Here is a 16,554-nt window from a genome sequence, read left to right as displayed (position 1 = left end):
CGAGCGGGACCCGGAGATGCTCGCTCCGGAGCCAGACGAGGACGACGAGGAGTGACGGGCGATCGGTAGTTCAGGCGGGTTATCTACGACCAGCAGTTTTCGCACGACCGCACCGCCCGCGTTACCGCGTCGTTCCCGCTGTGGGGTTAGACCCCGGCGCTGCACAGGACCGTTCCTCTTTCGGACACAACTGAGGCGGCTCTCTCGGCCTCGCATCTGGCAGCGGGCTGTCGATCGGCGACGCACTCGCCACCTAATCGTCGTCTGCTCGTCAGTCAGTCGCGGCGTCGCTGATCGGCTCTAAGAAGACGATCGACCGAAATCGGACGGGCTATGCCGTCGAGACCGACCGGTCTCCCGACGATCGGCGCGCGAACGGAGTGCGCTCGGATCCCGTAACCGCCGACACCGCTATCGGTCGCCGGACCCGCGTCCTCGCAAACGGTCGGTGCGTCCCCGCGCTCGCGCTACGGCGTCGATCGCGTCGCCAGCTCGCCCGCGGCGTCACTCGACCATGTTCTCGGCCTGGATCTGCTGCCAGATCTCCTCGCCGGGTTCCGTGATGCCGTACACCCGCCCTTTCTTGCGGTCTTCCGACACCAGCAGCTCGACGAGGTCGCGCTCCCGCAGGCTGCTCAGCGCCCGCGAGATGTGCGCGATGCCGGCGCCGGAGTCCGTCGCTATCTGCGTCGGTGTTGCCGGTCCCTCCGATAGCCTCCGCAGCACCTCCACTCTGTACCTCGAACTAATGACGAACCCGATCTCGTCCCACTCATCGTTCATTGTATCACTCGCTTGTTTCCTTTTGGTATTGGCAAACGGCTTAATACATGTCTATCGTCAAAACGGAATTCCCCAGTCGATCATACTTTAAGCCACGAAAAACTGTGACGACTGCGTGTATCGTCTACAGTATGTTCGTTTTACTTCGGTCTGAATACAGATACTCACCACTCCCTGCATCTGTACCGGTGTAGTTGATAGCCAACTGACGATACGTACCGTCATTCCGGGGGTGGTTACGTTTGGCACGGTTCGTGCGCGACGCGGTGTCTCGATCCCTGCTGGACGCCGTCTCGGGTGCGGCTATCCGATGCGTCGCGTTCGCCGCGGAGGGGATGTCGACTGTCGACGCCCGATCGGACGCTATCGAGAGCCGATCCGGGTCACTATCGGCCGATTGATCGGGCCGTTCGATCGGTTAGACCGTCTGGGAACGGCTAAGGACGCTATTACAATGCGGTTGACCGGTCAGTTGGTCGAACGAGTGACCCGAATGACGCTTTCCAGTATCGAGTCTCCCGCGCGCGCGTCACACGTCGACCGCTCCGCCGCTCCGCCCGATCGATGACCCACGGCGACGTCGAGACGACCTGGCGCACCCGACTCTGCCGGTCGGTCCGGTCGGGCGCGCTCGACGTGCTCGTCGTTCTGGGGTATCTGGCGGCGAGCGCCGTCGCGCTGTACGTCCTCGAGGTCGGCGGAACGGCTCGGGCGCTGCTCGGCCTTCCGCTGGTCCTGTTCCTGCCGGGGTACGCCCTCGTCGCCGCGGCGTTCCCCGCGCGTCGCGACGAGGCGACGGCGATCGGGGTGTCGTCGGTCGACGGACTGCTGGACGGCGGCACGCCGGGCTGGTACGAGCGCCTGGCGCTGTCGCTCGCCGGAAGTCTCGCTGTACTACCGCTGTTCGGACTCGCCCTCCCCAGCACGCGGTGGGGGTTCGAGCCCCGGGCAGTGCTCGTGACGCTGGGGGGGTTCACCGTGCTCGGAATGTTCGTCGCAGTCGTCCGGCGATCGCGACTTTCCCGGAGCGAGCGATTCCGGGCGCCGGTCGACGCCGCGTCGACGGACGCCTACCGCGGACTGTTCGCACCGGACACCCGGTTCGACGGGGCGCTGAACGTCGTGTTGATACTGAGTATGGTCGTCGCGTTGAGCGCGGTCGGCTACGCGCTGGTCGCGCCCCAGAGCGGCGCCGCGACGACGCAGTTCCAGCTGCTGGCCGAGAACGAGTCGGGCGATCTCGTCGCCGGCGACTACCCGGAGGAACTCCCGCCGGGCGCCAGCGACGAACTGGTCGTCTCGATCACCAACGGCGCCGACGAAGACCGTGAGTACACCGTCGTCGTCGAGACTCACCGGGTCGAGGAGACCGACGGATCGCTGGAGACGCTGGAGGAGTCCGAGATGACGCGCCTGGAGACGTCGGTCGACGCCGGCGCGACCGCACAGACCCGACACACGGTCGATCCGTCGATCACCGGCGAGACGCTCCGGATCAACTACTACCTCTACGAGGGCGACGCGCCCGACGACGCCGACGCCGAGAGCGCCGACGAGCACCTCTGGATCACCGTCGACGGGACGGCCGGCGGCTGATCGCGAGAGCACTGATCGACTACCCCCACTTCTGACGGTCCGGGACTGGACGACGACCGCTGCGATCGAGGACGTCATCGTTCCCGAGTACGCCATTTCGCGCACGCGAGAGACGGAGAGTAGCAGCGTCTTCCTTCTTTCCGTCCGCCGACACACCGACGTGACACGACTGACGAGTGAGAAACGCCCGTATCGATGGGCGAATGAGGACGATCGGGTTACTTCGTAGCCGGAGTGACGACGAGTTCACCGCCGGGAAGCAGAGTTGCGACTGAAGAGCGAGCGAACCGACCGGAAGGCCTCACCGCTGTCGGTTGTCGATCAGTTCCGTCGAGATCTCCCCGCCGCCGCGCTGGGTGTCGATCAGGTGGACGATCGCCATCGCCGCGAACGCGACGATTATCAACAGACCGGCGGTGAACTCCCCCAGGGCGGCGAGGGCGCCGACGCCGAACTCGACTGCGAGATAGAACAGTGCGCTGACCGCGGCCAGCCCCAGATAGTACCGCTGCCAGGGACGGCCGTCCTCCTCTCGCGAGAGGTACGCGCTGATGTCGTCGGCCTGGTCGGCAAGCGCCACGACGCCGCGGTCGGAGTCGTACTCGATGATGCCGGCGTCCTCCATCTTCGGGACGTGGGTCTGGTACAGTGACACGTACACGCGCTTGCGCTGCTGGCTCGTCAGGTCGTCGACGTCGGTGTCGTTCTCCCAGGCGGCGACCTCGTCGGCGAGCTCGCCGATCTCGATTTCGCCGTCCTCCTGGTTGAGGTAGTACAGCACGAACCGTCGCCGAGGACTGCTCAACAGATCAAACACTACGTCTTGGGAGAGTACGTCGCGGTCGGGTTGGGACATTAATTACGTGTCATGCTCGGCGCTCGCCTGGGTGCGGTTCCGAACCTCTACAGCATGCTGTCTTTCAATCATTACTTTGTTACATAGTGGCTAAAAGGGACAGGCACCGATACGGGACCGCCTGACGAGCAGCCGGGCGAGGTGTGAGAACGCTCCATGTGACGATCTAGACGGCGCTCGTGGATACGAGTTTCGCCCGACAGCGCGGCGATAAGACGTGTTCTACGCCCGAAGCAACTGGCGCATAACAAAGGTGGCACGTTGATAAGCGGCGAGTAGTCCGAGACGCGTACCGACACCGGATATACCATGGATTCGACATACCTGGCTACCTTGGAGCCGCACGACCGACCAGCAACGCCCTCGCTCCTCGCTCGGGGACGGTCTCCGGCTGACGCCGAGGGACAGTCCTCCACCGACACCGGGGGACGGCCCGCTACTGACGCCGGAAGCCGGCCCGCTACCGCCGCGGAGGTGACGCCGTGACGACGATCCCGATCGCCGACCCCGACCTCGGCGAGGAAGAGCAGCGCCGCGTCAGCGAGGTGATCGACAGCGGCGTCGTCGCGGACGGCCCGACCGTCCGCACCTTCGAGGAGGAGTTCGCGAGCTACTGCGAGGCCGACCACGCCGTCGCCACCTCGAACGGCACGACGGCGCTCCACGCCGCCCTGCACGCGCTGGGGATCGGCGAGGGCGACCGCGTAGTGACCTCGCCGTTCTCGTTCGTCGCGAGCGCGAACGCCGTCCGAATGACCGGCGCGACGCCGGTGTTCGCCGACATCGACCCGGAGACGTACAACCTCGATCCCGGCGCCGTCGCGGAGACGTTCGAGGCCCACGACGGCGAGATCGACGCGATCCTGGCGGTCCACCTGTACGGGCTGCCCGCCGACGTCGAGCCGCTGGCCGAGCTCGCCGACGAGTACGACGCCGACCTCGTCGAGGACGCCGCGCAGGCCCACGGCGCGACCTACCAGGGTCGCCCCGTCGGCTCGCTGGGCGACGCCGCCTGCTTCTCCTTTTACCCGACGAAGAACATGACGACTGGGGAGGGCGGGATGATCACGACCGACCGGGCCGACGTCGCCGAGCGCGCGGCGCAGTTCATCAACCACGGCCGGGACGGCGCGTACGACCACGCCGAGCTCGGCCACAACTTCCGGATGACAAGCATCGCCGCGGCGATCGGCCGCGCGCAACTGGAGAAGCTCCCGGAGTACGTCGACGCTCGGCGGCGCAACGCCCGCGAACTCACCGACCGCCTGAGCGGGATGTCGGCGGTCGCGCCGCCGTTCGACCCGCCCCACGCCCGCCACGCCTACCACCAGTACACGATCCGCTCGTCGGATCGCGACGGGCTCAGTGAGTATCTGGAGAGCTCGGGCATCGACACCGGGGTGTACTACCCGACGCCGATCCACGAACAGCCAGCCTACGAGCACGTCGACGCCGACGCGCCGGTGGCCGAGCAGACCGCCGACGAGGTGCTGTCGCTGCCGGTCCACCCGAAGCTGTCGGACGACGACGTGCGGACGATCGCGACCATCGTGCAGTCGTACTTCGAGTGATCACATGTCCCAGGACCAACTCAGAACGGGCGTTATCGGCGTGGGAAGCATGGGCCGTCACCACGCCAGAGTGTACCGAGAGCTGCCGGAGACCGAACTGATCGGCGTCGCGGACGCCGATTCGGAGGCCGCGCGGGCGGCCGCCGACACCTACGAGACGGCGGCGATGGGGATGGAAGAGCTGCTGGACGCGGTCGACGCGGTGTCGGTCGCCGTCCCGACGCCGTACCACTACGAGACCGCCAGCAAGGCGCTGGACCGCGATACCCACGTGCTCGTCGAGAAGCCGTTCGTCGACTCGCTCGACGCGGGCCGGCGTCTCATCGACCGCGCGCGAGAGCGCGGCCTCACGCTGCAGGTCGGCCACATCGAGCGGTTCAACCCCGCGATCCGGGCGCTGGCCGATATCGTCCCCGACCTGAACGTGATCGCGGTCGACGCGCGCCGGCTCGGGCCGCCGCTCGACCGGGACCTGCAGGCCAGCGCAGTGCTGGACCTGATGATCCACGACCTCGATATCCTGCTGGCGCTGGTCGGCGACGACGCGACGGTCACCGAGGCCGCCGGCGCCGCCGACGGCCAGTACGTCACCGCGACGGTCGAGCTCGACGACGGCGTCGTCGGCTCGCTGACGGCCAGCCGCGTGACCCAGCAGAAGGTCCGCGAGCTGTCGATCACCGCCGAGAGCTGTCAGGTCCACGTCGACTACATCTCCCGGTCGGTCCAGATCCACCGCCACTCGATCCCCGAGTACATCGAGGAGAACGGCGACGTCCGCTACCGCCACGAGAACATCGTCGAGCACCCCACGGTCGACAACGGCGAACCCCTCAAAAAGGAGCTGGCGGCGTTCGCCGAGGCGATCGAGGAGGGAACCGAGCCCGTCGTCACCGGCGAGGACGGCCTCGAAGCGCTGAAGCTGGCCCGCGAGATCGAGGACGAGGCGACCGAGACCAAGCAGGTCACCCCGAAGCAATGAGCGAAGCCGTCTCCAGGCAGACCAGCCGACGCCTCTACGGTAGCGACGCCGCGCCCGAGCGGCAGCGCGAGGCGTTCCGCTCCGGAGAGGTGCCCGTGGCGGTGTACGGGCTCGGCCGGATCGGGCTGCCGCTGTCGATCGTGTACGCGAGCACGACCGGCGACGTACTGGCCGCCGCGACCGACCGTGAGCGAGCTCGAGAGATCGCCGACGGGGAGTGTCCGATCGCCCACGAACCGCGCCTGGAGTCGCTTCTCAGGACCGCCGTCGGCGCCGACGCGCTCACCGCGACCGCCGACCTCCCGACAGTCGCCGACGCTGCGAGCGTCCACGTCGTCGTCGCCGAGACCGGCGTCCGGGACGACGACGCGCCCGACCTCTCGGAGCTCCGGACGATGCTCCGGGACGTGTCCGGCGGGCTCGATCCCGGCGATCTCGTCCTCGTCGAGTCGGCCGTGCCGCCGGGGACCTGCGAGGACATCGTCCAGCCGATCCTTGAGGCCGGGAGCGACCTCAGCGCCGACGAGTTCGGCGTCGCCGCCTGCCCGTCGCGGGCAGCACCTGGGAGGGCGCTCACGGATCTCCGCGGGAGCCACCCGAAGATCGTCGGCGGCGTCGACGCCGAGAGCGCGCGGGCCGCCGCGCTGGTCTACGACGAGCTGCGCGTCGGCGACGTCGTGACGGTACCCGACAGCACGGTCGCCGAGTGCGCGAAGGTGATCGAGAGCGCCTACCGGGACGTCAACGTCGCGCTGGCCAACGAGCTGGCGCGCCTCGCTGAGGAGCTGGAGACCGACGTGCGCCGGGCGATCGAGGCCGCGAACACCCAGCCCCACTGCCAGGTCCACGAGCCCGGTCCGGGCACCGGCGGCCACGCGCTGCCGGACCACCCCTACTACTTCGTCAACGAGTGCGCCACCGAGACGCCGCTGCTGGCGGCCGCTCGCGAGCGCAACGAGTCGATGCCGGAGTTCACCGCCCGGACGCTCGTTCGCGAGCTGGCGGCCGCCGACACGCACGTAGAGGACGCCGTCGTCGTCCTGTTCGGGCTGTCCTACCGCCGCGCAGTCGCAGACGCCCGCAAGTCGCCGGCGGTGGCGCTCGGCGAGACGCTGAGCCAGTTCGGCGCGACCGTCGTCGGCGTCGATCCACTGCTCGACGACTTCTCGGCGTTCGACGACGTCTACCTCGCCGACCTCGATCACGTCGCAGAGATGGACGTCGACGCCGCGGTGCTGGTGACCGACCACGACGAGTTCGAGGGGTTCGACTGGGGGACGTTCGACGACCCGATCGTCCTGCTGGACGGCCGCGACGCGCTCGATCCCGACGCCGACGACGCGCTGGACGACCACCGCGTCCACACGATCGGGCGCGGCGACGATTGAGAGCACCGCTCGGACGCGCGGCGCCGACGACTGACGACCTCGTTTCGCGACCGCTGACGTTCCGCGACTACTTTTGCTGCCGGCGCGTCCTACTATCGTTCGCAAAAAGAGTCACCGAAAACCGCCGAGGGAGCCCCCGACAGTCGTTAAGAAGGCTCAGCGACGCCGACGTAGCCCGATCGCACCGGCGCCCGCGAGGGCCGCGAGCGCGGCGCCGACGCCGAAGCCGGACAGCACGTCGCCGCCCGATCCGCCGCCAGCGTCGTCGCTGACCTCGACGGTCGCGGTCGTGTTGGCGACCGCGATCTCGTAGCTGCCCGTCTCGTCGAACGTCGTCTCGACGGCGATATCCCGGCTCTCGCCGCTGTCGAGTTCGATCTCGCGAGTGTCGATCGCTTCGCCGTCGACGGTGATCTCGACGGGGAACGTACCGGCGACGGCGCCGTCGTTCTGGACCGTCGCCTGGACGTCGACGGTCTCGCCGGGCGAGGGCTCCGACGGCGAGGTCGTGAGCGAAGCGACCGTGAGCTCGGCGCAGCCGCCGGCAAGGACCTGCACTTCCTCGGTCATGCTGTCCAGCGAGGACCGGTTGTACTCGCCGTCCTCGGCCGAGACGACCTCCCACTCGGTGATGTCGCCGGGGTACTCGCGGAAGTCCGCGCGGTCGTTGAAGTACGGCGTGACCGTCACGTCCTCGCCGAACCCGCGGAGCGCGCCGCCGTCGTTGCGCCCGTCGGTGTAGGCCCACGTGGCGCGGGCGGAGGTTCCGGAGTGGCTCCACTCGTCGAGGTTGCCGCCCGGACGGGTCCCGTTGTAGAGGTCGTCTTTGACCGCCCACTCGCTGTTCTCGGCGAGGCCGTCGAACTGCATTGTCACGGCGCCGCCGTCGGAGTCGCCGCCGACGCGCTCGTGGATGACGACGAGGCTGGTCCCCTCGCTGCCCTCGTAGACGAACATCGTCGTCGTGTCGTCGCGCTGCAGGTCCCGGGTCCCGTAGGAGCTGTAGACGTTGTTCGGCCCGTCGTGGGTCTCGGGATTCCGGTAGTCGTAGAACTCTTCGACGGTCTGAGAGCCGTTTCCGAGCGCCTGGATCGTGATACACTGATCGCCCTGCGTCACCGCGTACGTCTGCGAGTCGTCTTCCTGGATCGCCGCCGATCCGCCCTGCTGGAAGGAAACCGACGCATCGGCGTCGGCGCCGTCCAGTGTGGGGGGCGTAGCGCCGACCGCTGTGGAGGGGGTAGCGCCGTCCGCCGCGGGGAGGGCGGCGACGCTACCGGCGCTCAGAGCGAGCGCGCAGACTATACACAGTACCGCAGCCGTGGTGCTGTTTCGCATGATTCAGTCCATCGCCACCGAACCGCACGGCGACGTTGCCGATGCTTACCGAAGTTGCGGGCTTAGTAATGGAGCGTCCAAAACAGTGAGAGGACCGCTAGGGGGCGTTTGATTCGGGCGCGTCCCGTAGCATCAGACGGCGATATCGCGAGACTGCTCGCGGGAACGCAGCGCGGCCGAGCGACCAACGAGTCTCGGCAGCTACCGACCGCAGACGGGGTGTCAGCGGTCGTTCAGCCCCCGTCACGGGGACAAGCGACCAATAACAATGGGGCGCTCCCGCTTCTGTCCTGACGAGCCAATGGAGCACTTTTTGCCAGTGACTGTTCGCGGCGCGGAACGAACCGGGCTATCGACGCCGGGGAGGGCCGACAATGTACCGCGGGCGTAGCGTCGCGATCGTCATCCCGGCGTACAACGAGGAGGGGTTCGTCGGGGACGTGATCGAGACGGTCCCCGACTACGCCGACCGGGTGTACGTCGTCGACGACTGCTCGACCGACGGCACCTGGGAGGAGATCCGCCGGCACGCCCGCCGGGTCAACGAGTCGGCGTCGGTCGCGGTGGCGGACGGCGGCGTCCAGACCGACCGCCGCGTCGTTCCGATCCAGCACGAGGAGAACCGCGGCGTCGGCGGCGCGATCAAGACCGGTTACGAACGCGCTCGCGAGGACGAGATCGAGATCACTGCGGTGATGGGCGGCGACGGCCAGATGGACCCCGAACTGCTCGACCGACTGCTCGATCCGATCGTCGAGGACCGGGCGGACTACGTCAAGGGCAACCGGCTGCTCGACGCCGAAGACCGCGAGGAGATGCCGACGTTCCGGCTGATCGGCAACGGCATTCTCTCGGTGCTGACCAAGATCGCCAGCGGCTACTGGAAGCTCGGCGACCCCCAGAACGGCTACACCGCGATCTCGCTGGACGCCCTGGAGGCGGCGCCGATCGAGGACATGTACGAGTACTACGGCTACTGCAACGACCTCATGGTCAAGCTCAACGCCTACGAGCTGCGCGTGGCCGACGTGCCGGTGCCGAGCCGGTACGACGACGAGGAGAGCCACATCAGTTACCGCGAGTACATCCCGAAGGTGTCGGGCATGCTGCTCTCGAACTTCATCTGGCGCCTCCGCGTGAAGTACCTCGCGCGGGACTTCAACCCGCTCGTGTTCCTGTACGCGCTCGGCGCCGCCGGCAGCCTCGCCGGGATCGTTCGTTCGCTGCGCAACGTCGCGTCCGGGGGGGACGACGAATCGCGGTCGAGCGGCCTGCCGATCGTGCTGCTCGGCGCGCTGTCGCTCGTGCTCGCGATGATCTTCGACATGCAGGCGAACGAAGAGCTCGAGGAGCGCGACTTCGAGTAGCCCGGTTCGGGTATCGATCGGTCCGGTGTTCCGTCCAGGTTGTTTCGTTCAATCAGCCGGTAATTGCCGATTACTACCCAGGTATACGCCCTATAACAATAGGGAGAGCCGGCCTACGAACTGTTGGCGTCAGTGCCCCTGGCCCACTGCACCGCTGACCCCACACTCTTTGGAAGGGTAGCTCAGTGGCAGAGCACCACCTTCGGGTGGGAGCCTCACGGCTTCGCGTGGTTCAAATCCCGCCCCTTCCGCTCACCAGAACTATTCTGCGAGGCGTTCCATCGCCGAGCAACTGCTGTTCTGGTGAGCGGTCGACGAAGGGATTTGAGCAGGGAAGTCGCAGCGCCGAGCGAAGCGAGGCGACCGTCTTCCCGAGTTCAAATCCCGCCCCTTCCGCTTCTCGATTCACGTCACAACCCCCGTTTCCGCAATTCGTTTTGGCGGGCCGTGCCGACGCAGTACAGCAGATTTATCCGGACGCACCCAGGGGTGTCGTGAGCGCGGATTAGATTTCTTGGTAGTTACGACACCCACACAGACACACCACCGTTTCCGGAGTCTTCAGGTGAACACACCCTCGTTACAAGTGTTATGAAACCGCTGAAATATGGCGCAATATCGCCTCTAACGCCGTTAAACACTTGCAAATTGGGGTGTGGTAAAGATCACGTCCAGAGTACACGTTGAGAGGCGTTGCACCCCACTACTTCAAGTGTTCTTCAAAACTCAAGTCCGTTTATCGGCCGCTGAAGATCACATGAAGCCGGAAAACACATACAATCCGGGGAGTGTTGATAATACAGATGAGATTGCTCGGCAGTTACGGCGCCACACAGACACACCACCGTTTCCGGAGTCTTTAGACACGTCAAATCAAGAGGACGTCACCCCCACTACTTCATGTGTTCTGCAAAGCTCCAAACCCGAGTATTAGCTCATAACGACCTCGTGAAGCAGGAAAACACATCAAGGGGAATATGTAGAGAAGCCGAAAATAGGTTCAAACTCCGAGACGGCCATCTGGTATTAGATCAGAGTAGTCCGTCGTCGATATCCTCAATATCAGAATCACCCTGTAGTCCCTCAGCGACGAGGTCATATTCCGTCCCAAGTTCGTACTGATAGTGTCTGCCGCCAGATCTGCCTTTATTGATTTCCTTACTCGTGACGATGCCGTTCATCATTAAGTCATTTAGAATATTGTGGACGCTTCGTGGCGTGATCGTATCTACATCCATCCTCCTGGCCATGTCTTTGTACCGCGCATAGAGCTTATCCATCCGCGCAGGGAGCTCATTTCTATCGTCCATCAAAACCAGCGTGTACGTGATCAACTTCCCTTGCGGTGAAAGCCCGTTTATTTCGGTTACAACAGCGCCTTGTTGGAGGCGGGATTCGGCATTGCGTACGTGTTCTTCAGTGACGCTACTGGCACCCTCATCGCTGGCTCTTTTTCCGGAAGCGTATAGAAGTTCGAGAGCAGTCCGAGCGTATCCCGATCGTTGTGCCGCAAAAGCCGCAACGAGTGGAACGACATCGTCTTCCAAAACGCCTGGTTTAAACGCATCACCCGCGCGGTCATTTAGAATAGTTCGGAGTTCGTTGGCGTCGTACGGGGGGAAGTGAATCTCGTGATCGCAGAGCGTAGACTGAGCTCGCGGATCAAGACGGTCACGAAACGTCCCGTCGTTCGTTATTCCGACCACACCGACTTTCGTGTCCTCGGGATCAACATATTGTGCCGAGTTCGTGTTGTTACATCGGGGGAGTTTATACAGAATATTGTCGTCGGAACCGATGTTATCGATTTCGTCTAGAGCGATAATGACGTGGGTGTCGTCAGCCTCACGGAGTTCCTGGAAGAGCATTCGATAGATTTCGCCCTCCGGATATCCCGTCGTACTGATTGTGCTCCGTCCTGTATTCACGCGGAGCTTGTTCACGAGATTTGCTGCCACCTGATACGAAGTGTTCAGATCCTTGCACTCCAGATGGACGGCCTCAACGCTAACCTGATCGATCTCCTCTGCATCCTCTGTGAGACGATCTAAGACAACCTTCGTTCCGACCGTCTTTCCGACGCCAGTCGGCCCGTAGACGAACACGTTTCGCGGTCGTTTCCCTCGAACGACCTCCTTGAACATTTTCAGGTACTCGTTGAGTTTGTCACTCCGTTCTAGGATTCTATCAGGATCGTATTCGTCCCGTAGGACATCCTCATCGAGGAAGATCTCGTCTTCCGGAGTCAGGTGGCCGAAGTCATCCATATCGAGACATCTTGTGTGTCGGGAGTTATAAAACCACCCGCTTCATTTGTTTCTTTTGTTCCCACACCACCACCCCACGACTTCATGTGTTTCGTAGAAGTCGGATGGCTTCTCGCAGATCAGTAATTTTACAGCGAAAACATTATGTCCAGTGGTACCAAACCACATCCGCACACTAGAGAGCCACCAACCATACAGGATTATATTGCCGGATGATTTGTTCCAGCAGATCGAACTAGGTTCTGAGACGAAGAACACATGAAATCGTGGGGTGGGAGAGCAGAGTGAATAGAATACAACCGATTCGGTGAGTAAGCACCGCACTCTCTCGCCTAACAGCCGTTTACTCCCCGTGACGCCCGAATAGGACTCCGATTACTAACACCGAACGCCGCTTCGATCCAACAACGATCGAAATGAACCGCGATTTCACCTTCGAAACCTACGGGGAGCTCCTCGACGCCGGCCTCGAGTCGGAGTACGAGTTCCTCACGGTACGGGAGTACCTCGCGACGGACAACGAGGAGCTCCCCGGCCAGTTCGTCATCCTCCGGCACGACGTCGACCGGAAGCCCGAGAACGCTCTGGCGATGGCTCGCCTGGAGGCGGCGCGGGGCGTCCCGAGCACCTACTACGTCCGGACGATCGACAAGACGTTCCGGCCGGGGCTGATCCGTCGGATCGAGGAACTGGGCCACGAGGTCGGCTACCACTACGAGGACATGGACCGGGCCGACGGCGACGTCGCCGCCGCACACGAGTCCTTCAGCGCCGAGCTCGCCCGGATGCGGGCGCTCGTGTCGGTCGACACAGTATGTATGCACGGCAACCCGCTGACCGCCCACGACAACCGGGACATGTGGGACGCCGGGGGCGGGGACAGTGAGGCCGCCGCTGCTGGAGCGGCGACGGACGGCGGGGGACTGACCGGCAAGGCGAAGGCGGCGGGAGGCGACGCGGGGACGACCGAGAGCAAATCAGGAACGACGAGCGGCGTCGTCGCATCCGACGAACACGGCGGGACGCCGACGTTCGACACCTACGGCCTGCTCGGCGAGGCGTACCTCTCGATGGACTTCGAGGACGTGACGTACTTCTCCGACACGGGTCGAACCTGGCGGGACGGCGCGCTGAAGATCAAGGACCACACGATGGGCGAGGGCGACAAGCGGATCCAGGTCGATACGACCGAGGAGCTGGCGGCGCTGTTGCGATCGGACGAGGTCGACCGGCTCTGCGCGCTCACCCATCCGAATCGGTGGGCACGAACGCCCGGAGAGTGGGCGATCGAATCGGCCAAGGACTACGCGATCAACGTCGCCAAGCGCGGCATCAACGTCGTCGCCTGATCATGGTCGGACAACGTCACGGCGATCGCGACGGCGGCGACCGCGGCGGGGCGGGTTCCCGAACGCAGACCGGCGTCGACACCGGCGCCGGCGCGGACACACCCGAGTCGATGGACGTGATCGTCACGATCCAGCACCCCGCTCACGTCCACTTCTTCCGGAACGCGATCGAGGAGCTAGAGCATCGGGGCCACGACGTCCACGTGTTCGCACGCGAGAAGGACATCGCGATCGACCTGCTGGAGGCCTACGGGATCGACCACGAGGTCATCGCCGGACGGGCGTCGAATCTCCCAGGGAAAGCGGCCATCCAGCTGGCCTACGAGTGGCGACTGTTCCGCCGCGCGCGCAAGATCGGCCCCGACGTGATGATGGCCATCGGCGAACCAGGCGTCGTCCACGTCTCCGCGGCGCTGGGCTGCCGAGACATCGTCTTCACCGATACCGAGCACGCGACGTACCGGAAGCGCTTTGTCTACCCGATGGCCGACCGGGTCTGTAGTCCGGAGTTCTACCAGGACGACATCGGCGAGAACCACGTCAAGTACCCCGGCTACCACGAGCTCGCCTACCTCCATCCCGACCGATTCGAGCCGGACCCCGCGATCGCCGAGGAGATCGGGCTCGCGCCGGACGAGCAGCTCGTCGTCATGCGGCTGGTCTCCTGGGAGGCCGCCCACGACATCGGCGACGAGGGGATCGACGACATCGCCGACGCGGTCGAGCGGCTCGAAGCCGAAGGTGCGCGGGTGATCATCACGGCCGAGGGCGATCTCCCGCCGGAACTCGAGGATCGCGAGCTGTCGGTCGCTCCCGAGCGGATCCACGACCTGCTGTACCGCGCGGACCTCTTCGTCGGCGAAAGCGCGACGATGGCGACCGAGAGCGCGGTGCTGGGGACGCCGGCGATCCTCGTCTCGACGATCGAGGGGATGGGGAACGTCCGCGAGCTGCGCGACGAGTACGGGCTGGTGTTCAGCTACGCCGACGGACGCCGCCACGAACGGGCGATCCAGAAGGCTGTCTCGATCCTCGACGGCGACGAGGACTGGGCCGAGCGCCGTCGGCAGCTGCTGGCCGACAAGATCGACACGACGAACTTCGTCACCGCGCTCGTCGAGGACGACGCGACGAGCGTCGACGTGTTTCGGAACCCGGCGCTACCGGATCAGTAGCTAGCGGTCAGTGGCAGTGGTCGCTGACGGACTACACCCCCACCCCGCATTTCCAGTGCTTTCTGTGATAGAGCCAATTCGGAAGGAGATCGGTGATATCTGGTCGACACAAATCGCACTGGCCCTGCTGGTCTCGTCTCAGTTGGATTCTCGGCAGGGTGGGGGAGGGGGGTCCAGAGTGTAAACTCCTCAGAGGACGGGTCCACCCCCGATCCACTCGAACTGCAGGTCGTATTTGTGAGAAGCAGCTATCGGCCGTGCAGAGCGCCGAGAGCACTCGTATAGCCCGAATGCTTCAACCACGTGTTCGATTGCGGTCTCCCTGACCCATCCGCGTTATTATATATTTTACTGTTTATGCTAGTAGTAGTACAGCTTCGAAGAACAGCGAACGGCGATAAAATGCACTAATACAAGGATTATCAGCAGCATCTAGAAATAGTTCGGGAGGTCTGGAAGGAAGGAGACACGGGCATTTAAGTTAAAACGCACTGCTGTTCTCCTCGTCGCCCCACTGTCTGTTCGCACTTACACTCTGGCACCCCCTCCCCCCGCCCCGGATCAGACGAACCACTGGCCAGTTGGAATACCGACGTTTACACTATGGGAGGCCCCCCGTCACTCTGTTCACTATGGCAGGGGGTTTTAAGAATCAACGCGATATGTGTCGAGTATGGAATCGTTTGAGGCTCCGACTACAATCGTCGACGACATCGATGTCCTCAAGCCCGACCCCCAGACCTATCGACCCACTGAGCTCCCCGAACGGGAGGATGAGCTTAGCGAGCTTCACATGGCACTTCGGCCCGTCACGATGGGCGGTACCCCGCACAACTGTCTCATTTACGGCCCGACCGGACAGGGGAAGACCGTCGGCGTAGAGCTCAAAACGGCGCAGCTCGAGAACTGGGCGGAAGAGAACGACGTCGATCTGACTACTGTACACGTTCGTTGCAAGGGGTGCGATAGTTCGTATCACGTTCTTCGTCAACTGGTGAAGGACATTCGAGAGGTCCGTCGCGGTCCTGGCGAGGATAAACCAATGGGTTACCAGCGGAAGACGCTCGTCGAGATGGTTCTCGAGGAACTCGAGAAGATCGGCGGGACGATCATCCTGGTCCTCGACGAGGTCGACGCGATCGGGGACGACGACTACGTGCTCTACGAGCTATCGCGGGCGGAGTTCGAGCACGCGAAGCTCAGTCTGATCGGCATCACGAACGATCTCCAGTTCCGATCCAACCTCGACGCCGACGTTCGATCCACCCTCGGCGAGCGCGAGATCCACTTCTCGCCGTACACTGCCGGCGATCTCCAGAATATTCTGGCGCGTCGCACGGTCGAAGCGCTCAACGAGACCTACTTCGACGGCGACGAAGAGGTTTACCAGAATCTCGATAGCGACGTACTCACTAACGAGGTGATCCCCCTGACAGCCGCTCTATCCGCTCAGGACACCGGTGACGCCAGACAAGCGATTCGTCTCCTTCGGTACGCCTGCGATCTCGCTCTCGAAGAAGAAGCCGACCAGATCGTGGAGGAGCACGTACGGTCAGCCAAGAGCCGCATCGAGACCCAGGCGACCAAACAGGGCATCGTCTCTGAGACGATCCAACGGAAGGTTGCGTTGATCGCCGTCGCAAACGCCGCTTCCGAAGACGAAACACCCGCTGGTACGACTGATCTATACAGACGGTACTGCCGTATCTGCAACCAGATCGATCTCGAGAAGAACTCCCAGAACACGTTCCGCGAGAAGCTGAACGACCTCGCCCACTCCAACATCTTAGTGAAGAACCGACACGGTCGCGGACGGGGGAAGGGTATGACGAACACGTACGATCTGAGCATCAACCTCGATCTCGCCATCGAGGGACTGGAAGAG

12 protein-coding genes and 1 tRNA gene are annotated in these 16,554 nt (G+C 64.0%); 9 read left to right on the top strand and 4 right to left on the bottom strand.

From position 1 onward, the window contains the following. Positions 1-504 precede the first annotated feature (504 nt). Positions 505-783: a winged helix-turn-helix domain-containing protein gene (locus ABDZ81_RS12870; RefSeq protein ID WP_343774398.1), complete on the bottom strand. Its 279-nt coding sequence runs from the start codon at positions 781-783 to the stop codon at positions 505-507. 564 nt (positions 784-1,347) lie between these two features. Here ABDZ81_RS12870 and ABDZ81_RS12865 point away from each other — a divergent pair. After that, entirely contained in the window at positions 1,348-2,379 is a 1,032-nt protein-coding gene (locus tag ABDZ81_RS12865; protein WP_343774397.1) for a DUF1616 domain-containing protein, read from the top strand. A gap of 301 nt (positions 2,380-2,680) precedes the next feature. On the opposite strand, the gene ABDZ81_RS12860 is transcribed toward ABDZ81_RS12865, so the two are convergent. Continuing rightward, positions 2,681-3,235: a DUF7344 domain-containing protein gene (locus ABDZ81_RS12860; RefSeq protein WP_343774396.1), complete on the bottom strand. Its 555-nt coding sequence runs from the start codon at positions 3,233-3,235 to the stop codon at positions 2,681-2,683. Between the two features lie 482 nt (positions 3,236-3,717). Here ABDZ81_RS12860 and ABDZ81_RS12855 point away from each other — a divergent pair, with 482 nt between their 5' ends. Genes ABDZ81_RS12855 through ABDZ81_RS12845 form a run of 3 tightly spaced genes read left to right on the top strand, consistent with a single transcriptional unit; the run spans position 3,718 to position 7,173 of the window. Beyond that, on the top strand, positions 3,718-4,806 hold the full coding sequence (locus ABDZ81_RS12855) for a DegT/DnrJ/EryC1/StrS family aminotransferase (RefSeq protein WP_343774395.1): 1,089 nt from the start codon (positions 3,718-3,720) through the stop codon (positions 4,804-4,806). A 4-nt stretch (positions 4,807-4,810) separates the two neighbouring features. Then, a complete protein-coding gene (locus ABDZ81_RS12850; RefSeq protein WP_343774394.1) occupies positions 4,811-5,785 on the top strand; it encodes a Gfo/Idh/MocA family oxidoreductase in 975 nt (324 codons plus the stop codon). Continuing rightward, positions 5,782-7,173: a nucleotide sugar dehydrogenase gene (locus ABDZ81_RS12845; protein WP_343774393.1), complete on the top strand. Its 1,392-nt coding sequence runs from the start codon at positions 5,782-5,784 to the stop codon at positions 7,171-7,173. Before ABDZ81_RS12850 ends, ABDZ81_RS12845 begins: the two co-directional genes overlap by 4 nt. 156 nt (positions 7,174-7,329) lie before the next feature. On the opposite strand, the gene ABDZ81_RS12840 is transcribed toward ABDZ81_RS12845, so the two are convergent. Next, positions 7,330-8,511: a CARDB domain-containing protein gene (locus ABDZ81_RS12840; RefSeq protein WP_343774392.1), complete on the bottom strand. Its 1,182-nt coding sequence runs from the start codon at positions 8,509-8,511 to the stop codon at positions 7,330-7,332. Between the two features lie 374 nt (positions 8,512-8,885). Between ABDZ81_RS12840 and ABDZ81_RS12835 the strand changes: the two genes are divergently transcribed. Together ABDZ81_RS12835 and ABDZ81_RS12830 are read left to right on the top strand one after the other, a co-directional pair. Next, a complete protein-coding gene (locus tag ABDZ81_RS12835) occupies positions 8,886-9,878 on the top strand; it encodes a glycosyltransferase family 2 protein (RefSeq protein WP_343774391.1) in 993 nt (330 codons plus the stop codon). Between the two features lie 171 nt (positions 9,879-10,049). After that, a tRNA-OTHER gene (locus ABDZ81_RS12830) sits at positions 10,050-10,129 on the top strand. A 780-nt stretch (positions 10,130-10,909) separates the two neighbouring features. Here ABDZ81_RS12830 and ABDZ81_RS12825 read toward each other — a convergent pair. Continuing rightward, the gene (locus tag ABDZ81_RS12825) at positions 10,910-12,145 is read right to left on the bottom strand and encodes a Cdc6/Cdc18 family protein (RefSeq protein ID WP_343774390.1); all 1,236 of its coding nucleotides are present in this window, start codon (positions 12,143-12,145) and stop codon (positions 10,910-10,912) included. A 416-nt stretch (positions 12,146-12,561) separates the two neighbouring features. On the opposite strand from ABDZ81_RS12825, the gene ABDZ81_RS12820 reads away from it, so the two are divergent. From ABDZ81_RS12820 to ABDZ81_RS12810, 3 genes are all read left to right on the top strand, one after another. Further along, complete coding sequence (locus ABDZ81_RS12820; protein ID WP_343774389.1) at positions 12,562-13,494, top strand: polysaccharide deacetylase family protein; 933 nt, start codon at positions 12,562-12,564, stop codon at positions 13,492-13,494. Between the two features lie 110 nt (positions 13,495-13,604). After that, positions 13,605-14,669, top strand: a complete 1,065-nt coding sequence (locus ABDZ81_RS12815; protein WP_377074093.1) for a DUF354 domain-containing protein — start codon at positions 13,605-13,607, stop codon at positions 14,667-14,669. Between the two features lie 673 nt (positions 14,670-15,342). Then, positions 15,343-16,554: Cdc6/Cdc18 family protein (locus tag ABDZ81_RS12810; RefSeq protein ID WP_343774387.1), on the top strand; the 1,212-nt coding region annotated here is incomplete at its 3' end.

This window comes from Natronoarchaeum mannanilyticum (assembly GCF_039522665.1).
In the GTDB taxonomy this organism is placed as follows: domain Archaea; phylum Halobacteriota; class Halobacteria; order Halobacteriales; family Natronoarchaeaceae; genus Natronoarchaeum; species Natronoarchaeum mannanilyticum.
The sequence above is the reverse complement of the archived record's forward strand: the minus strand, read 5'-3'. Positions and strand labels throughout refer to the sequence as shown.